This window comes from Aquipluma nitroreducens, assembly GCF_009689585.1.
GTDB classification, from domain to species: Bacteria; Bacteroidota; Bacteroidia; order Bacteroidales; family Prolixibacteraceae; genus Aquipluma; species Aquipluma nitroreducens.
The window spans coordinates 3,625,915-3,643,521 of record NZ_AP018694.1; the positions used below are offsets into that span (position 1 = coordinate 3,625,915).

At 39.0% G+C, this 17,607-nt stretch carries 18 protein-coding genes and 1 tRNA gene; 7 read left to right on the top strand and 12 right to left on the bottom strand.

What is annotated here, in order from left to right; all coding sequences use genetic code 11:
• Positions 1-31: 31 nt before the first annotated feature.
• From pgl to mutY, 7 genes are all read right to left on the bottom strand, one after another.
• Entirely contained in the window at positions 32-760 is a 729-nt protein-coding gene (pgl, locus tag AQPE_RS15160; protein ID WP_318347345.1) for a 6-phosphogluconolactonase, read from the bottom strand.
• 31 nt (positions 761-791) lie between these two features.
• Positions 792-2,303, bottom strand: a complete 1,512-nt coding sequence (gene zwf, locus AQPE_RS15165) for a glucose-6-phosphate dehydrogenase (RefSeq protein WP_318347346.1) — start codon at positions 2,301-2,303, stop codon at positions 792-794.
• 80 nt (positions 2,304-2,383) lie between these two features.
• The gene (locus tag AQPE_RS15170; RefSeq protein ID WP_318347347.1) at positions 2,384-3,019 is read right to left on the bottom strand and encodes a 4'-phosphopantetheinyl transferase family protein; all 636 of its coding nucleotides are present in this window, start codon (positions 3,017-3,019) and stop codon (positions 2,384-2,386) included.
• The gene (gene gldD, locus AQPE_RS15175; RefSeq protein ID WP_318347348.1) at positions 3,020-3,595 is read right to left on the bottom strand and encodes a gliding motility lipoprotein GldD; all 576 of its coding nucleotides are present in this window, start codon (positions 3,593-3,595) and stop codon (positions 3,020-3,022) included.
• 5 nt (positions 3,596-3,600) lie between these two features.
• Entirely contained in the window at positions 3,601-4,932 is a 1,332-nt protein-coding gene (gene gldE, locus AQPE_RS15180; protein WP_318347349.1) for a gliding motility-associated protein GldE, read from the bottom strand.
• A 19-nt stretch (positions 4,933-4,951) separates the two neighbouring features.
• Positions 4,952-5,380, bottom strand: coding sequence for a single-stranded DNA-binding protein (locus tag AQPE_RS15185; RefSeq protein WP_318347350.1), 429 nt, complete (start codon positions 5,378-5,380; stop codon positions 4,952-4,954).
• Between the two features lie 127 nt (positions 5,381-5,507).
• Positions 5,508-6,569, bottom strand: a complete 1,062-nt coding sequence (gene mutY, locus AQPE_RS15190; RefSeq protein WP_318347351.1) for an A/G-specific adenine glycosylase — start codon at positions 6,567-6,569, stop codon at positions 5,508-5,510.
• Between the two features lie 139 nt (positions 6,570-6,708).
• Here mutY and AQPE_RS15195 point away from each other — a divergent pair, with 139 nt between their 5' ends.
• From AQPE_RS15195 to AQPE_RS15205, 3 genes are all read left to right on the top strand, one after another.
• Positions 6,709-6,993: an HU family DNA-binding protein gene (locus AQPE_RS15195; protein ID WP_318347352.1), complete on the top strand. Its 285-nt coding sequence runs from the start codon at positions 6,709-6,711 to the stop codon at positions 6,991-6,993.
• A gap of 224 nt (positions 6,994-7,217) precedes the next feature.
• A complete protein-coding gene (locus AQPE_RS15200; RefSeq protein ID WP_318347353.1) occupies positions 7,218-8,705 on the top strand; it encodes an Rne/Rng family ribonuclease in 1,488 nt (495 codons plus the stop codon).
• A 166-nt stretch (positions 8,706-8,871) separates the two neighbouring features.
• Positions 8,872-8,958, top strand: a tRNA-Ser gene (locus tag AQPE_RS15205).
• A gap of 61 nt (positions 8,959-9,019) precedes the next feature.
• On the opposite strand, the gene AQPE_RS15210 is transcribed toward AQPE_RS15205, so the two are convergent.
• Positions 9,020-9,931 (bottom strand): proline dehydrogenase family protein, encoded by a 912-nt coding sequence (locus AQPE_RS15210; RefSeq protein WP_318347354.1) that lies wholly within the window; start codon positions 9,929-9,931, stop codon positions 9,020-9,022.
• Between the two features lie 222 nt (positions 9,932-10,153).
• On the opposite strand from AQPE_RS15210, the gene AQPE_RS15215 reads away from it, so the two are divergent.
• Positions 10,154-10,753, top strand: a complete 600-nt coding sequence (locus tag AQPE_RS15215; RefSeq protein ID WP_318347355.1) for an OmpH family outer membrane protein — start codon at positions 10,154-10,156, stop codon at positions 10,751-10,753.
• Between the two features lie 83 nt (positions 10,754-10,836).
• Positions 10,837-12,021 (top strand): glycosyltransferase, encoded by a 1,185-nt coding sequence (locus tag AQPE_RS15220; RefSeq protein WP_318347356.1) that lies wholly within the window; start codon positions 10,837-10,839, stop codon positions 12,019-12,021.
• Positions 12,022-12,085: 64 nt separating this feature from the next.
• Here the strand turns inward: AQPE_RS15220 and araA are convergent, their stop codons facing one another.
• The 4 genes from araA to AQPE_RS15240 all read right to left on the bottom strand — a co-directional run bounded on the left by araA (position 12,086) and on the right by AQPE_RS15240 (position 15,863).
• On the bottom strand, positions 12,086-13,597 hold the full coding sequence (gene araA, locus AQPE_RS15225) for an L-arabinose isomerase (RefSeq protein WP_318347357.1): 1,512 nt from the start codon (positions 13,595-13,597) through the stop codon (positions 12,086-12,088).
• Between the two features lie 129 nt (positions 13,598-13,726).
• Complete coding sequence (locus AQPE_RS15230) at positions 13,727-15,175, bottom strand: pyridoxal-dependent decarboxylase (RefSeq protein WP_318347358.1); 1,449 nt, start codon at positions 15,173-15,175, stop codon at positions 13,727-13,729.
• A gap of 7 nt (positions 15,176-15,182) precedes the next feature.
• Complete coding sequence (locus AQPE_RS15235) at positions 15,183-15,458, bottom strand: acylphosphatase (protein WP_318347359.1); 276 nt, start codon at positions 15,456-15,458, stop codon at positions 15,183-15,185.
• Positions 15,459-15,494: 36 nt separating this feature from the next.
• Positions 15,495-15,863, bottom strand: a complete 369-nt coding sequence (locus AQPE_RS15240; protein ID WP_318347360.1) for a hypothetical protein — start codon at positions 15,861-15,863, stop codon at positions 15,495-15,497.
• Positions 15,864-16,071: 208 nt separating this feature from the next.
• Here AQPE_RS15240 and AQPE_RS15245 point away from each other — a divergent pair, with 208 nt between their 5' ends.
• Entirely contained in the window at positions 16,072-16,320 is a 249-nt protein-coding gene (locus AQPE_RS15245; RefSeq protein ID WP_318347361.1) for a hypothetical protein, read from the top strand.
• 4 nt (positions 16,321-16,324) lie between these two features.
• Positions 16,325-17,596 (top strand): sensor histidine kinase, encoded by a 1,272-nt coding sequence (locus AQPE_RS15250; protein WP_318347362.1) that lies wholly within the window; start codon positions 16,325-16,327, stop codon positions 17,594-17,596.
• The last annotated feature ends 11 nt before the right edge of the window (positions 17,597-17,607 follow it).

Sequence of the window (17,607 nt, forward strand, 5' to 3'; positions counted from 1 at the left end):
AAAGCCGATTGAAAGATTCAGTCGGCTTTTTCTATTTGATGAGTTGTGCGGCAAGTTCGTCGATATACCATTCCAAAAGTCCATTCGCTGGTTTGATTTGTGCAGCCGGGAGTAATTTTGCTTTCTCCGGATTGTTTCTGATTTCTGACAGCCTTTCGGCCTTGTTTGATCCAGTTACAAGGAAGCAAATCCTTAATGCATTGTTGATTGCCTCTCCAGTCAAAGTGACGCGTTTTTGGCCGCTCTGCGATTGTGTAGCTACTTCGCAGAAGTTTTTCGACTCGAGCAAATGCATTTGGTCAGGAAAAATCGACGCTGTGTGCCCATCATCGCCCATTCCAAGCAGAATTAGATCGAAGACTGGCCACTCATTTTTTTGCGGAATATTTTTCTGAATTTGAGCAGAGTAGGAGAGTGCTTCAGTTTCCGGAATATTTTCACCTTTTATGCGATGGATGTTTGCTTCAGGAATGGTAATATGGCTGAAGAGTAATTTTTGCGCAACGCCAAAATTGCTTTCCGGGTGTGTTGGTGGAACCATTCGCTCGTCGACCCACCAAAAATGAATTTTTTGCCAAAGTGTTGAATCCGCATATTTTGACGCAAGTACAGAAAACAAGAGATCAGGAGTTTTCCCTCCTGAAATGGCTAAATGAAAGGCATTTCCAGAGCGATTCTCAACCCAACTCATCATCAGATTGGCAAACTGATTGGCTAATTCCTCCGGACTTTTAAAAATATGCAGATCTGTTTTCTTCATAACTTTAAACTTTGAACCTGAAACTCACATCCTAGAGTTCACAATATTCTCCATCGTGTGAGAGGTTTTTGCATGGATAACGCCACATGCCCTCTTCCATCAAATCATCTACTACTTCTGGGCCCCAGGTTCCGGCGGGATATCCGTAAACCGGAATTTCCGGATTGTTTTGCCACGCATTCAGGATAGGCTGAACAAATTCCCATGCTTTTTCAACGGCATCTCCGCGCGAATAAAGCGTGGCGTCGCCTTGCATGCAATCGAGCAATAAACGTCCATATGCGGAAGGAAGATAAACATCTGATAGCTCAGAATAGTGAAAATCCATATTCACAGTCTGAACATGAAATCCGGCTCCTGGAACTTTCATGCCAATTTTCAGTAAAATGCCTTCGTCGGGCTGAATGCGAAGAACCAATTGGTTATTTATTGCATCAGCGTTGTCAGTATTTCCAAACAGGTGGTGTGGCGTATTTTTGAAATGAATAACGACTTCGGTAACCCGGGCTGGTAATTTCTTGCCAGTGCGAATATAAAAGGGAACTCCGGCCCACCTGAAATTGTCGATGAAGAATTTCATGGCCAGATAAGTTTCAGTTTTCGATAGCGGATCGACGCCGTGTTCTTCGCGGTAACCAATCACCGGCTCTTTACCATGGTTAGACCGGATATATTGTCCCCTGATCACATTTTTTGCAACTTCGGCTTCCGTGATTGGACGTAGCGATTGAAATACTTTCAGCGTTTCGTTGCGAATGGCATCGGCTTCAATCACAACGGGTGGTTCCATCGCTACCAATCCTACCAACTGCATCAGGTGATTCTGAACCATGTCGCGCATGGCTCCCGAATGATCGTAATAACCGCCACGGTCTTCCACACCAAGTGTTTCAGCCGATGTGATTTCAACGTGGTGGATGAAATTGCGGTTCCAGATGGGTTCAAAGATGCCGTTCGAAAACCGGGTGACCAACATATTCTGGACAGTTTCTTTACCCAAATAATGATCAATGCGGTACAACTGATCTTCGTTAAAGTAGTTGAGCAAGTTTTTATTAAGCTCTTTGGCACTTTTCAAATCCGTTCCAAATGGTTTTTCGATTATCAATCGTTTATAGCCACTTACAGGTTCATTCAGCCCAACTTCAGCTAAACTTTGAGGAATGATCTCGTACAAATTGGGCGGTGTTGATAAGTAGAAAATATAATTTTCCGGAATAGATAGCTCTTTGCTCAGTAATTCAAGTCTTTTTTTCAGGATTGGGTAATCTACCGCATCAGCAGTTGAAAGTGGTTGATAATAGAGATGTTCCAGAAAAGCATCGATATCTTTTTGTGTGTGCTGCTGATCAGGCAAAAACTCTTTCATGTTTTCGCGAAACTCTAAATCCGTAAGTTTTGTCCGGGCAACTCCCAATACCGCTAATTTCTCAGGAAGAAGATTTTGAGTGTGCAATTCGTAAAGCGCAGGTATTAATTTTCGTTTGGTAAGGTCGCCCGATGCTCCGAAAATAACTAAAATATGTGATTCTGGTTGTTTCATTGTTGACGTTTAAATTAATCAATAAACAGTTAAAAACGAATTTTGATCAAATGGAGTAACGATCTTTCAGTAGTTTTCGGCTATTCTTGAACAGGGGAATCGTTGGTAACCCAAACTAAACAGTGTTCAGAAAAGAATTGATGATGCAGTTTGTAGATGGATTCACTGCCAGAGGATATAAATTTGGCGAAAAACTGGGTTTCAGACTCACGGATAATATGGATTTGTTGTTTGAATTCAACACCTTCGTTGTCAACCAACTTAAAAATGGCTTCTTTTGCACACCAGTAAAGGCATTGCTGTTGTGGGTTTTTGTCAGTTTGCCTGATTTCAATGTCGGAAAGATATTTTTTTTCGATCCTGTTAAAGTCACGGGTTGTCTCCTCAATGTCGATTCCTACATTTAGTTGTTCATGAAGAATAATCGCGGCAAAGTTGCGCGAATGGCTGATGGACAGGTGTTTGAATTGGTCGTGTTTCAGGATTGGCTTTCCGGAGTTTAAATAGGAAATGGCGAAGTCGGAACCAATCAGTTGCCTGATTAACAGGCGGGTTACCAGCCATTCAACTTTACGCTTTTCGTACGTGTATTTCAGGAAATTGGGATCCAATAATTCGGTTTCTGAAAAAGATGGAAGCAATTCGGCTGTTGTTTCAGCGAACTCCCAAAGTCCGATTAGCCCTCCCGGGATTGGTATCGTTTTAAAAAGTGGCATCTAGTGTTTCCACTCCGTGGTTTCAATTAAACGAATAACATCAGGTGTCAGAAAGTCGATTACCGGTCGCAAGGAATCGATGTTGGGAACTTCACGGATGTATAAAGCCCCGCGAAGGAAGTTTTTGGTGCTGTCGGTGAGGTAAAATTGTAGTGGAGAGGCTGCATTGCCATCGATCATGTAGATCGTTCCATAGACTTTTTTTTCAGGATTGATAAAAATCCGTTCGTTGATGGCGTCAGCTTTGATGGTATGCTTGTACGCCAGCGTGCGCGAATCTTCGAGTAGTTTTGCAAGGTTCTTCTCGACCTTTTTATAACTGATATGTACTTCTGCTTTGTGAGCTGGTACTTTAAGGTTAATCCAATAGGGTTCGGCCAACCGGTCATGATCAGGTAAAGCTTTACCATAGTCTGGAATATCAAACTTATACGGTAACGCTGTTGAATCAAATGAGTGATATGTTTTTTTTTGAAAGTCGATGCGGAAATAACCGTGAGGTTTGGGTACATAATCCTGATGACAGGAAAATGTCAGGACAAGAATTAGAGCGAAGAAGTATGAAATTTTTGGCATTTGCTTTAGGCTTCCGGATTTTTAATTTCAACTTTTATCTGTTTAATTCTACGGTTGTCGACCGCTTCGATAGTGAAAACGCAATTTTTACAGGAAATTGTATCGGTTTTAACCGGAAATTCACCTTTTAATTCTAAAATCAATCCGGCAAGAGTATCTGCTTCACCTTTAACGTCGTCAAATACAGTATCTTCCAATCCAATAACTTTGTAGAAATCGTTGAGCATTGTTTTGCCATCGAAAAGATATTTGTTTTCACTGATTTTGGTGTAGAATTTTTCTTCTTCATCAAATTCATCGGTTATTTCGCCAACAATTTCTTCCAAAACATCTTCAAGTGTAACAATTCCAGAAGTTCCTCCATACTCGTCAACAACAATGGCCATGTGAACTTTATTTTTCTGAAACTCTTCAAGCAGGTCATCAATTTTCTTTGTTTCAGGAACATAAAATGGTGGCCTGATGATGCTTTGCCAGCGGAACGACGCGCCTTTAAGCACATGGGGCAACAAATCTTTGATGTACAGGATTCCTTTGATATTGTCAAAACTGTCAGAAAAAACGGGTATTCTCGAAAAACCAGTTTCGGTAATCAGTGTCATTATCTGACTATAGCTGGAATCGATATCGGCAGAAACAACATCGACCCTTGAACGCATAATTTCAGCCACACTTTTATTCCCAAATTTCACGATGCCTTTTAATATCTCAGAATCATCCTTCAGTTCTGTTTGCGACGTGAGTTCAAGCGCCTGAGATAATTCATCAACAGAAATGTGGTTGTTGTAGGCGTGAATGCGATTGTTTAAAAATGACGTCGAATAGATTAGTATTGAATTTACCGGTCTAAGAACTTTAATGGTGTAATGCAAAGGCATTGCAATGAAGCGGGCAAATTTCATTGCATGATGGGTGGAATAAACTTTAGGTATAATTTCTCCGAAGAGTAAAATTACAAATGAAATAATGACCACCTGAACGATAAATCCCAGTATTGGTTCGTTGGTAAAATCCACAATGGAATCGACCGTAAAACTGGAGAGGATGACGATGCCCACATTAACAAAATTGTTGGCTACCAGAATCGTGGCCAACAATTGCTCTGGTGACTCCAGATTCTTTTGTATGTATGAATTCTTTTTGGACGAGGTCTTGAATATTTTGTGCTTTTCGGCTGGACTTAATGAGAAGTAAGCAACTTCAGATCCGGAAATGAGAGCTGAAAGCACAAGCAAAATTGCTATAACAAACAAGCTGATCGCAATGCCTGTAGTAAATGGGTGAAATTGAATATTCCAGTATATTGCGGTCAGCATGGGTAACGGGTCTGTTTCCAATTAACTATTATTTAGGTTACTAAAATGGAAGATCGTCTTCTTCCGGTTGACTAAAATCTGGTTCATTCACGCTCTGAACCGATTCGGTTTGCATTGGTTGTCCTACTGTTTCTGTTTGACCTTCGCGTCTGCCAAGCAACTGCATGGTGTCGGCATTAATTTCAGTAGCATAATGCTTCACACCATCTTTGTCATAGTCGCGAGTTCGAAGTCGACCTTCGATGTATAGTTGACTTCCTTTTTTCACATATTTTTCAACAACTTCGGCAAGGCCTCTCCATGCGACAACGTTGTGCCATTCAGTATTACTTACTTTCTCCCCGGTCTTTGAAGTGTAGTTTTCTGTAGTAGCAAGTGAAAACCTTGCAACTGCAACTCCCTTGTCCAAGTGTCTGATTTCCGGGTCGCGGCCCACATTACCAACCAAAATTACTTTGTTAACTGACATGTTTGTATAGTTTTAAGAGTTAGACAGAATTAAAATTACGACAAAATCTATTATTTTTTTGATTTCAGGTCTCAAATTTCCTGAATTGTCCAAAAATCATTATGAATAACTGATATTTAGATATGAACTATACATTTTTCATGTACTCATTCAAATAAGTTTCCAATAGTTTCGGTACAGCAAAGTTAAAAATATCTTCCTTATTCACTCTGATAAAATCTTCGGTTCCATTAATTTTATCGGTAAGTTGTATTCTAACAAAACGATAATGGATTCGCTGGTGGCTCAGGATATGAATTTTCCAATCGCTCACATTTTCAATGATCGCTTGGTCGGTTGTTGAAATAATTCTGTCGAACTCTGTCAGGGTTGTTAGTTTTTCAATGCTAATTTCATCCTCCGTTTCGATAAATGGAAATTCGAAGAGATTTTTCCATATATCTTTCCCTTCTCGTTTTCTTATCCATGTATGGTTTCTATGCGATAATACCAGATAATTAAAATGCCGGTCGCGTTGTTTGGTCTTGTTTTGCTTAACGGGTAATTCAGTAATTTTTTGATTCAAAAAAGCAAAGCATCTTTCTTTTAATGGACATTGATTGCAGTTTGGACCTTTGGGTGTGCATTGCAATGCCCCAAATTCCATTATTGCCTGATTATGCATTCCCGGATCGACTCCTTTGATTAATTCTATGGCTAAATTGTTGAATGTTTTCTTCCCGCTACTTGTGTCAATTGGGTCTGCAATGCCAAAGAATCTGGATAATACACGATACACATTACCATCAACCGTTGGATATTCAAGATTAAACGAAATGGAGGCAATGGCCGCAGCGGTATATTCTCCAATGCCTTTCAGCGAGCGTATTGTGTTGTAATTATCCGGGAAAATGCCATTGTAATTTTGCTGAATGAATTTTGCTGTAAAATGAAGGTTTCTTGCTCTGGAATAGTAACCCAAACCTTGCCAAAGTTTCAGTATCTGATCCTCAGGAGCGTCGGCCAGATCCGAAATGGTGGGAAATTCAGCTGCAAATCTCGAATAATAGGCCATTCCCTGATCAATTCGGGTCTGTTGAAGGATGATTTCGGATAGCCAGATTAAGTATGGATTACGTGTATTTCTCCATGGTAAATCGCGCTTGTATAAAGAATACCAGGAATGTACTGGTGAGTTGAAAAAGTCCATATTTTACCTAACTGCTTTAAAATCTTTGCAAATTGCAAAAATAATCGAATTAGAATGTTTCTACTTTTTAAATAATTTATATTTTTGCACACCAATTGTTTCAGAAATATATATTGTTGAAAATTAAATATTTTAAGAGATGACAAAAGCAGATATTGTTAACGAAGTTAGTAAGAACACTGGTATTGAGAAAGTGACAGTGCAAAAAGCAGTTGAGGCTTTCATGGAAACTGTGAAAGATTCCCTAACCGAAGGAAGAAATGTGTATCTTCGCGGTTTCGGAAGTTTTATTGTAAAAAGAAGAGCTGAGAAGACTGCTCGTAATATTTCCAGAAATACTACAATCATTATTCCTGAGCATTTTATTCCTTCTTTCAAACCAGCTAAAACCTTTGTAGCACAAGTTAAAGACCAAGTAAAATAAATTATTATGCCAAGCGGAAAAAAAAGAAAAAGACATAAGATGGCTACGCACAAGCGTAAGAAAAGACTAAGAAAAAATAGACATAAAAAGAAGAAATAGTCTTTGCTTTATTAAGCATTAGCTTTTAAAGACCTTTTTATTATTAAACCTAAAGTGCTATTGTGCTTTAGGTTTAATCTGTTTTTAAGTCTGTTAATTGTAACTTGTAAAAAATATGGAACGTTGTGAGTAGCGATTTAATTGTAAATGTCTCTCCTTCGGAAGTCGTAATCGCTTTATTGGAAGATAAAGGGTTAGTTGAACTTAACAGGGAAATGACAGGGGCTAAATTTGCAGTCGGGGATATTTATCTTGGACGTGTGAAAAAGATAATGCCCAGTCTGAACGCTGCATTCATTGACGTAGGATACGAAAAAGATGCTTTTCTGCATTACCTTGATATGGGGCCACAGTTTTCAACGCTGAATAAGTTCCTGAAAATTGCCACATCAAAAAACAACAAAATCACCTCCATTTCTAAAATTCAGTCAGATCCTGACATTGATAAGGAGGGAAAAATCTCAGACATTCTTAAAGTCGGGCAAAATATTTTGGTGCAGGTGGCTAAAGAGCCAATCTCGACCAAAGGCCCTCGTTTAACCTCTGAATTGTCGATTGCGGGTCGTAACATGGTTTTGATGCCTTTCAGCGAAAAGGTAAGTATTTCGCAAAAAATTGAATCCAACGAAGAGAAGAATAGGCTAAAAAAGCTTATTCAGAGCATCAAACCGCGAAAGTACGGAGTTATCGTTCGAACTGCCGCCGAAGACAAACGTGTTGCAGAACTCGATCAGGAGTTAAAACGGCTTGTTGCTAAATTTGAAACCACATTTCAGAAATTAAGAAGAGTGAACGCTCCTTCTCTGATTGTAGGCGAACTTGGCAGAACAACCGCATTATTACGGGATATTTATAATCCCAACTTCAATAGTATCATCGTAAACGATCCTATTGTATGTGAAGAAATTTCTGAATATCTGGGATCAATTGCCCCTGAGAAGAAAAAGACTGTGAAACTCTATAAGGGTAATCAGTCGATTTTTGAATATTATGGGGTTGATAAACAATTAAAAGCATCGTTTGGAAAAACAGTATCCTTCAAAAATGGAGCATACCTAATAATCGAACACACTGAAGCATTTCATGTCATTGACGTGAACAGTGGAAATCGTTCGAAAGCTGGAATTGATCAGGAGACTAATGCTCTTGAAGTTAATCTGGCAGCTGCTGACGAGATCGCCCGTCAACTTAGGTTGAGAGATATGGGTGGTATTATTGTAGTCGATTTTATTGATATGCATCAAGCTGAAAATCGGCATAAAGTTTATGAGAGAATGAAAGAGGCAATGGATGTTGATCGCACGAAGCACAACATTTTGCCATTGAGTAAGTTCTGTCTTTTGCAAATAACCCGTCAACGAGTTCGTCCTGAAGAACATGTTGAAACGGCTGAAGTTTGTCCAACCTGCAAGGGCACTGGAAAAATTACGCCAACTATTTTGTTGGTTGATGAATTGGAAAGTAAGGTTAAATATATTTTTAAAGAGCTAAATAAGAATAAAGTTATAATCAAAACTCATCCTTATCTGGCAGCCTTTTTAAACAAAGGTTTTTGGTCTTTAAAAAATAAATGGGCTTTCAGATTTTTAAAAGCATTAAAGTCGAGGACATGAGTTCATACTCACTTGCAGAGTATCATTTCTTCGATGAAAATCAGGAAGAGATTGTGTTTTAGTCTCTGAATAAAAAATCCCGGTAAGAACTGCCGGGACTTTTTATTTTACACATCTGCATTTTTGACCATATTCATAGAATCGTTATATTTATCGCGTTAAAACAGGAGAGTTGCCGGAGTGGTCGATCGGGGCAGACTCGAAATCTGTTGTACCCTTCGGGGTACCGGGGGTTCGAATCCCTCACTCTCCGCAAAATATTGACAAAAAAAGGGAGGCCTTTTCAGAACCTCCCTTGTCAATAACCCCTAAAATTAACCCCTAAAAAAAAGTGCTTTTACAATGTGCGATGCCATCTTCGGGTTTTCTTTTAACCGTCGGGTGGAATATCCAAACCAGTCTTTCCCGAATGGTACATAAACGCGCATTTTATGTCCTTGTTTTACAATACTACTTCTGAGTTCCGGGGTGACACCATAAAGCATCTGAAACTCGTATTTCGTTTTGTCAATATTTTTTTCTTTTATAATGTTCATCGCATTATCAATCTGGTGCTTGTCGTGAGTTGCAATGCCTACATACATGTTGTTGTCAAGCATATATCGTAAATCATCCAGATAATGTTCCCGTATTTCTTCCGGAGCTTTGAATGCAATGTTTTTAGGCTCTACGTATATTCCTTTACAGAGTCTGAAGTTTAGCGGATTCCCATTCGTATGAATAGTGCTCATATTCATTAAATCATTTTTAGTACGGCGAAGGTAAGCCTGTATAACCAAGCCAACATTTGCCGGATACTTTTGCTGAAGTTTGCGATACATATCCAATTCGTCGTCCACGCATTGCGAATCTTCCATGTCGATGCGAATGAATGTTTTCTTTTCTACCGCTTTTAAAACAACTGCTTCAATATTTGAATAGCAAACATCCTTATCGATCAGCAATCCGAACGATGTAGGTTTTACTGAAAAGTGTCCAACAATACCTTCGGAGGTAAATCGTTCAATAAGTTCGATGTATTTATTTCGGTTTTCTTCAGCCTCTTTAATCGTCGAAATAAACTCGCCCAGTAAATCAACCGTTACTTCAATTCCTTGTTTGTTTAACTCTCTCGATGCCTTAAGCCCGTCTTCAATTGTTTCTCCGGCAATATAGCGTTTTGAGAAAATCCAAATCAATTTTTTTGGCATGTATGGAAGCGCATTTGCCAGTAATTTATTTAGCATTTTGTGTGATTTTCAGTTTATATTTCAGCAAATAAAAATACATCAGACAGGTGGTTCGATTCAATGATGTTTATCACGGTGTATGTATGATTTTGCGCAGCTTTTATACTGTTTTTTCTTTCTAAACGGTTATCAGCCTTTGTTCCTAAAAATTATCGAGTTAATTGGTGGATACTGGCAATAAATTTTTATTTTTGGCAAAATTTTATTGATAACGGGTATATGAAAAACACATCAATAGTTCTATTTGCAGTTTTGTTTTTGTCAGTTGCAGGACTTTATATTCTGCATTTTAGTGGAAGTAAATCACATGTCCCAGGAAAAAGTGGTGTGAACGGTGAGAGTGAAAGCTCTGAGTTGAGGATCGCATATATTAAGGTTGATTCTTTAGCTGTAAACTACGATTTTGCACAGGAAATGCATGATGGTTTCGTCAAACAACAAGAGGCTTTTACAAAGGAATACGGAGAAAAACGTACCCGTTTTGAATCTCAGGCTGCTGCTTTTCAGGAAAAAGTTCAGAGGGGCGGCTTCCTTAGTCAGGATCGTGCCATGCAAGAGCGTGATCGTTTGATGGGTGAAGAACAGCAAATAACCAAGCTTGATCAGGAATTGTCGACCAAACTAGCTCAAATACAAACTGATAATAACAAGCAGTTACTCGATAGCATTATGGGTTATCTTAAAGTTTACAACAAGGATAAAAAATACAGTTATATTCTTAATGCAGGCGAAGTTTTAATTGGTGATGAAGCTAGTAATATCACGAAAGAGGTATTGGTTGGTTTAAATGCGAGATATTCGAAAGCTAAATTGAAATAAATCAATTCTGAGATATTGTCTGAAAAATCCGAAGTAATTCGGATTTTTTTGTTTGATGTAACTTCTAACTAAATCTTCATATCATGTTTGCCGATCGGTATATCAATAAAAATATTGTTTATCCTGAATTCATTGATGCGGTGGTCTCACCTGAGGTTTCAATGATTTTAATGATACCCTGTTTGAACGAACCTGAAATCTTTCGTACACTTGAATCGTTGTGGACTTGTGATCCGATCGTTTCTTGTTGTGAAGTGATTGTAGTTGTCAATGAATCGGAAAATAGCACTCTGGAGGTTAAAAGTTTTAATCTGGAGACATACAAAAAGTTGTTCGACTGGAAACGAGAAAATGATCGGGAGAACCTGATTTTGCACCCCATTTACGCACAATCAGTAAATGCAAAACATGCTGGAGCTGGTATGGCCAGAAAGATTGGCATGGATGAGGTTATCCGCCGTTTTAATGCATTGAACCGCCCCGATGGTGTGATTATTTCTACTGATGCAGATTGTTTATTCTCTAAAAATTATCTGCAACAAATTGAATTGGCTTTTTCGAGGAAATCGTGCTTTGCTGCAACTTTAAATTTTAAGCATCGTGTTGAAGAGATGGCTGATTCCAAACAGAAATTGGGAATTCAACTTTACGAAGATTACCTACATTACTATAAAAGAGCCTTGGATTTTGCAGGCTTTCCGGATTCTATTTATACGATCGGATCAGCATTTGCCGTTCGGGCTGAGGCTTACGTAAAACAAGGCGGAATGAACCGAAGGCAGGCTGGCGAAGATTTTTATTTTCTCAATAAGCTAACCAAACTTGGACAAATTACTGAAATTAATGACGCTTTTGTTTATCCTTCGGCCAGGGTTTCCGACAGGGTGCCTTTTGGTACAGGTGCAGCAATGACCAAATGGATGAACGAAGATGGGGACTTAACTTTAACTTATAATTTCGCGGCCTTCCGTGATTTGAAAGTTTTGTTCGATAAGGTCGATACACTGTTTCGGAATAGTGCAGATAAGGTATTCATGGCATCATTACCTACTTCAATTCAGGAATACCTACAAGTGCTTGAATTTCCTGCTAAGCTGGCTGAGATTAATCAGAATAGTTCTTCTTTATTATCCTTCAGAAAGCGATTTTTCCAGTTCTTTGATGGATTCATTATTCTTCGTTTTCTGAATCTGGCTCATCAAAAATACTATCCAAAACAAAATCTTTCGGATGCAATAACACAACTGACGGAATACTCCTTGGGTTGAAGAAATAAAAAAGCCGAAGAAAATATCTCCGGCTCTTTATTGGGGTTGCTGTTTAAACTTAAATTTATCTTACTCCACTTGATAAAAGGTAATACAAATCATTCCATTTCAATTCTTTCTTGAAATCAGAAATATTAGTGTTTTTATTGATCTGAACAAGCTCGATTCCTGCCATGTCGCAGAAATCTTCAATGTATTCAGCAGTTACTGCCTGGCTGAATGCGTTGTGGTGTGCTCCTCCGGCATAAATCCATGCAGCAGCACCAGTTTTAAGGTCAGGCATTGGAGTCCATAAGGCGCTGGCAACTGGTAATTTTTCGAGTTTAGCTTCTGGTGCAACACATTCAACATCGTGCACTACCATGCGGAAACGGGTTCCCATGTCGATAAGGCTAGTACAGGTTGCCGGTCCGGTTTGGGTATTAAATACTAAACGAGCAGGAGCGTCTTTACCGCCAATTCCCAATGGATGAACCTCAATCTTAGCTTTGCCATCAGCAATCGATGGACAAATTTCAAGCATGTGCGAGCCTAAAGCTTTATATCCGGTTGTTGGGTCGAGGTGATAAGTGTAATCTTCCATGAATGAGCAACCGCCTTTCAAACCAATACCCATTACTTTTACTGCGCGAACTAATGCTGCGTGTTTCCAGTCTCCTTCAGCGCCAAAACCGTAACCGGCAGCCATTAATCGCTGAGAAGCTAAACCTGGTAATTGTTTTAATCCATGAAGATCTTCGAATGTAGTTGTGAATGCTTTAAAGTCGCCAGCTTCCATAAAAGTTTTTATACCAGCTTCAATGCGTGCCTGATAACGAACGCTGTCGTGGTATTTGCCGCCTGGCATTGCTTCTTTATCAAATTCGTAGGTTGCATTGTATTCTTCAATAAGTTTATCGATTTGAGCCTCGCTTACTCCATCGATAATTTTAACAATGTCACCAACTGGCCAGGTGTTAACCGAAAGGCCAAGTTTAATCTGGGCTTCAACTTTGTCGCCTTCTGTTACGGCAACTTCGCGCATGTTATCGCCAAAACGGGCAAGTTTAGCTCCCTGCATATCGTACCAGGCAGCAGCAGCGCGACTCCAAATGCCAATACGTTCCTGAACATCATCTTCTTTCCAATAACCAACAACTACTTTACGGCTTTTGCGAAGACGGGTTAAAATAAATCCATGTTCACGGTCGCCATGAGCAGCCTGGTTCAGGTTCATAAAATCCATATCAATTTCGCTCCAGGGAAGGTCGCGGTTGTATTGGGTATGCAACTGAAGCATAGGTTTGTTCAGTAACTTCAACCCATTGATCCACATTTTTGAAGGCGAAAAGGTATGGCACCAGGTAATTACACCGATACATTTCTTTGTCGAATTGGCTTCAATACAAACATTGGTTATTTCGTCGGGGCTTCTCATTACCGATTTATAAACGACGTTTACCGGAATTTGGGCCGAACCATTAAAAAACGCAGCAATCTCTTTTGAGTTGGTTGCCACTTGTTCCAATACTTTCGGGCCATATAAATCCTGACTTCCAGTTACAAACCAAATCTCTAATTCTTTTAAGTTTATCATGATCTAAATTTTAAAATGATTCTGTTTTGAAGTGGTAAAAATACGGAATTAATAATAAATGTAAATATAACACTTATGAAATTATCCCAACGATAGATTGTTATTGAACATGTTTTTGATGTGAACAGTTTATAATTTCTGGTAGCTTAATTCTTTTGCTGTTTCCTGAATAATTTTCCAGGCCAGGTCAACATGTTCTTCCTTGGTATTGGTTTGTCCGATGCACATCCGAAGTACGTACTGATTGTTGATGACAGTATGGGTAAAATACATTTTCCCCTTATTGTTGATCGTTTCGAGCAGTTTTCGGTTGAAGTCGTTCCCGCTTTTGTGAGCAAAACAAACCAGGTTTAATGGTGCCGGAGTAACTAAGTCGAATTCATCGGAAGATCGAACCCATTCGGCAAATTGCTGTGCTAAATTTATGTGCTGTCGAATGTGGTAACGCAACCCATTTACTCCATAATGCCTGATGACGAACCATAGTTTCAATGAGCGAAACCTTCGCCCTAGCTGGATATGCCAGTCGCGGTAGTCGAATACGGCACCACTTTCAGTAGCCTGATTTTTTAAGTATTCCGGAAGTATAGAAAGTGTTTTGATTAGTACTGATCGGTCGGCGACGAAGAAGCAGTTGCAGTCGAAGTTCGTAAACATCCATTTATGTGGGTTGAATGAGAAGCTGTCGGCATATTCAACGCCATTCAGGAGATACCTATATTCGGGACAAATGGCTGCGGTACCCGACATGGCTGCGTCAATGTGCATCCAAAGCTCGTATTGCTGGCAAATCTGACCAATTTCGGGTAACGGATCCATTGCATTTGTTGATGTTGTTCCAACAGTAGCACAGACGAAGAAGGGGATTAATCCGTTTTGCAAGTCATTTTTAATTGCTGTTTCAAGCAGATCTGGTCGCATTGCCAGATTTTCATCAACGCCAATCAGGCGCAAGTTATTCTTTCCGATGCCTGCAATTTTGATTGCTTTTTCAACTGACGAATGTGTGTGCATCGAAACATAGGCAACCAAGTTTCCCAAACTTCCGGAATCATTGGTTTCATAATTGGTTTTTTTCTCGCGTGCCGCCAATATGGCGCTAAGTGCGGCGCTCGATGCTGTGTCCTGAATAACAGCGCCTCCATCCGAAGACGATTTAAACTTTTCAGGAAGTTGAAGCATCTCTGAAAGCCAATCCAAAACCCGTGTTTCGAGTTCGGTGCAAGCCGGGCTGGTTGCCCAAATCATTCCCTGAACACCAAGCCCAGAAGAGAGCAAATCGCCCAGGATGGATGGCCCGGATGAATTGGACGGGAAAAAGGCATAAAAGTTTGGCGACTGCCAATGGGTAATTCCAGGCATAATGATCGAATTAACATCTTCCATAATCTGCGTCATGGATTCACTTTCAAGAGGTGCAGAATCCGGAAGCTGATTTTTAATCTCTCCTGGTTTTACCTGAGACAAAACCGGATATTGTTCGATGTTTTCGTAATAATCGGCAATCCAGTCAATCATTTGTTTTCCCTGATTCCTGAACTCTTCAGGAGACATGTGAAAGTTTTTGATATTTTCCATTGGTTATTTAGCGAATTGTAAAGTTAGTGAATGTTCGTGTTGGGGTAATTTCTGAAACCGCGAATGTTTTAATGATGGCCCGTGCTGGTCCTATTTTCATCCAGCCGACAAAGACATTGAGATTTTCGGGTTCTCCGGTTGCTTCAATCTCAACTTTTCCATCAGGAGTGTTTTTAACCCATCCGGAGAGGTTGAGTTCTACTGCTTTGTGTTGTGCAAAATAGCGATATCCGACGCCTTGAACACGACCCGCAATGACCAGAAAGATCGATTTTACTGGCATAGTCCGTGAATTAAGGATGAGATTATGCGTTCCTGGTTAATTTATGGGAGTATTGTTAAACTCAGCTATCGTTTCAGGTTGAATTAAAACCCAAATGGAATATATTCCGATGGCGGTTCCAAACGGGAAGCTAAATATTTCAATGACAGAAAGAATAAGGCTTAAAACGCGTGCCCATTCTTTTCTTTTGTAAAGACCCATTCCGGCTAAAATGCCTGGTACCGATATAATTATAAACACGATGGCTAAAACATCAGCAATTAGCGAAAGAATTGTTGCTCCATTGGCGTCATCAACAAACCCGCCAACCAATTTAAGAACAGTGAAAATCAAAAAAGCAATCAGTAAATTAAAAATACTTAATCCGATTTGAAGGGCGGCAACAATGTTAATGTGTTTTTCCATAATGGTAAGTTTACGTAGATTTTTAGATGCTCTGAAATTACATATTATCTATTGTTTCGTCAATTTTATTTTTGTTGGGTTATTGGTTTGTTATTATTTAAATTGCTTGAACTAAAATGAATTAGAATTGTATTCATTTTTATTGAATTTATACCTTTTTCGTATAGTTAATGTAACTTTGGTATTCATTAAATCTAATAAATGAATTATGGCAATCTTAAAAATAATATTACTGTCAGTTGTGATAATGGCTCTGGTTCTCGTTGGACTTGCACTTCAGACCTTGTTTAAAAAAGGTGGAACGTTTCCGGATACGCATATTGGCAGCAATAAATACATGAAAGAAAATGGCGTGACCTGCGCTCAGACTTTTGATAAAATAGAGCAGGCCAAAGTCAGAAAGGAACTACGGTTTAAGCAACTTTTGTTGGATGAGTCTGATATAAAGAGTTCATGATGAAATGAAAAGGTGGATCGTATATAAGAATCGTTTTCAAAACCTGATTTTTGGAGATTCAGTTCATCGTTTTGAGGAAAAGCTGTTGTTGCTTTCAACGCTATCTCTTGCTTTGATATTAGCTGTGAGTACCGGTTTTAACTTCATTCTCGATCTTAAATTATCTATTACGATTGCCTCAGGAACTGGCGCTTTAGTCTTATTTTGTCTCTATTTGTTTAGTCGGTTGGTAAGTCGAGGCAACGCTGTTTTTCTAACTACAAGTATTATCATTTTAGCTTTTATTGATACGATATGGTTTGTAAATTATGGTTCAAATGGGCCTATCATGTCGACCTTTGTGGTCTATTATTCGTTCTTGTTGCTTGTATTTGATAAACGATATTTTTTGCTGATCACTGTAATCCTGGGGTTCAATATTTTAGTGCTCTACCTGTTTGAAGTAAATTATCCGGATATTATTGGTAATTATGAAAATTTAACAGCAAAAAAAGCTGATAATTATATCGGATTGGGTTTCAGTTTCCTGGTTATCTATTCTTTCCTTTCAGCCATAAAAAAGAATTACATTCATGAATATGAGCGGGCAAAAATGTCTGATCGGCTTAAATCTGCTTTTCTGGCTAATATGTCGCACGAGATACGTACTCCATTAAATGCCATTGTCGGATTTTCTTCATTGATAGCGGACACTGAAATATCTGAGTCGGATAAACAGATGTTCAAGGAACAAGTCATCACCAACAGTGATTATTTACTCAGTCTGATTGAAGATATTATCGATGTTTCAAAAATCGAATCGGATCAACTAACTGTAAATTTAAAGAATGTTGATGTTGTTCCTTTGATCATGAATATTGTTCAGACATTTCAGTTAGCCATTCCCAATACTAAAAATGTGCAGGTGGTATGTGGAATCAGAATGTCGCAGTTGATGGTTACAGTCGATCAGATTCGGCTGGAGCAAATCCTTCGGAATTTACTTGCCAATGCGGTAAAATTCACTGATGAAGGTGAAATTGAAGTTAACTGTATTCAGGAGAATGATTTTTTTATTTTCTCAGTAAAAGACTCCGGAATTGGAATTGATCCGGAACATCAACAGATTATCTTCGACCGGTTTATGAAGATAGACAATCAAAGACAGCATATGTACCGAGGAACAGGAATTGGCTTATTTCTTTCGAAACAATTGGTCGAAATGTTTGGGGGAAGAATTTGGGTCGAATCAGAAGTTGGGAAAGGCTCAATCTTTTATTTTACAATTCCAGCTTAGCTTATTTCAAT

Bases quoted from the DNA above. Each gene is read 5' to 3' on its own strand.
- AQPE_RS15245 (WP_318347361.1), top strand. From the start codon at position 16,072: ATGGCAATCTTAAAAATAATATTACTGTCAGTTGTGATAATGGCTCTG.
- AQPE_RS15210 (WP_318347354.1), bottom strand. From the start codon at position 9,931: ATGCTAAATAAATTACTGGCAAATGCGCTTCCATACATGCCAAAAAAA.
- gldD (WP_318347348.1), bottom strand. From the start codon at position 3,595: ATGCCAAAAATTTCATACTTCTTCGCTCTAATTCTTGTCCTGACATTT.
- pgl (WP_318347345.1), bottom strand. From the start codon at position 760: ATGAAGAAAACAGATCTGCATATTTTTAAAAGTCCGGAGGAATTAGCC.
- AQPE_RS15185 (WP_318347350.1), bottom strand. From the start codon at position 5,380: ATGTCAGTTAACAAAGTAATTTTGGTTGGTAATGTGGGCCGCGACCCG.
- AQPE_RS15230 (WP_318347358.1), bottom strand. From the start codon at position 15,175: ATGGAAAATATCAAAAACTTTCACATGTCTCCTGAAGAGTTCAGGAAT.
- AQPE_RS15170 (WP_318347347.1), bottom strand. From the start codon at position 3,019: ATGCCACTTTTTAAAACGATACCAATCCCGGGAGGGCTAATCGGACTT.
- mutY (WP_318347351.1), bottom strand. From the start codon at position 6,569: ATGGACTTTTTCAACTCACCAGTACATTCCTGGTATTCTTTATACAAG.
- AQPE_RS15195 (WP_318347352.1), top strand. From the start codon at position 6,709: ATGACAAAAGCAGATATTGTTAACGAAGTTAGTAAGAACACTGGTATT.
- AQPE_RS15250 (WP_318347362.1), top strand. From the start codon at position 16,325: ATGAAAAGGTGGATCGTATATAAGAATCGTTTTCAAAACCTGATTTTT.
- AQPE_RS15235 (WP_318347359.1), bottom strand. From the start codon at position 15,458: ATGCCAGTAAAATCGATCTTTCTGGTCATTGCGGGTCGTGTTCAAGGC.
- araA (WP_318347357.1), bottom strand. From the start codon at position 13,597: ATGATAAACTTAAAAGAATTAGAGATTTGGTTTGTAACTGGAAGTCAG.
- zwf (WP_318347346.1), bottom strand. From the start codon at position 2,303: ATGAAACAACCAGAATCACATATTTTAGTTATTTTCGGAGCATCGGGC.
- AQPE_RS15220 (WP_318347356.1), top strand. From the start codon at position 10,837: ATGTTTGCCGATCGGTATATCAATAAAAATATTGTTTATCCTGAATTC.
- AQPE_RS15240 (WP_318347360.1), bottom strand. From the start codon at position 15,863: ATGGAAAAACACATTAACATTGTTGCCGCCCTTCAAATCGGATTAAGT.
- AQPE_RS15215 (WP_318347355.1), top strand. From the start codon at position 10,154: ATGAAAAACACATCAATAGTTCTATTTGCAGTTTTGTTTTTGTCAGTT.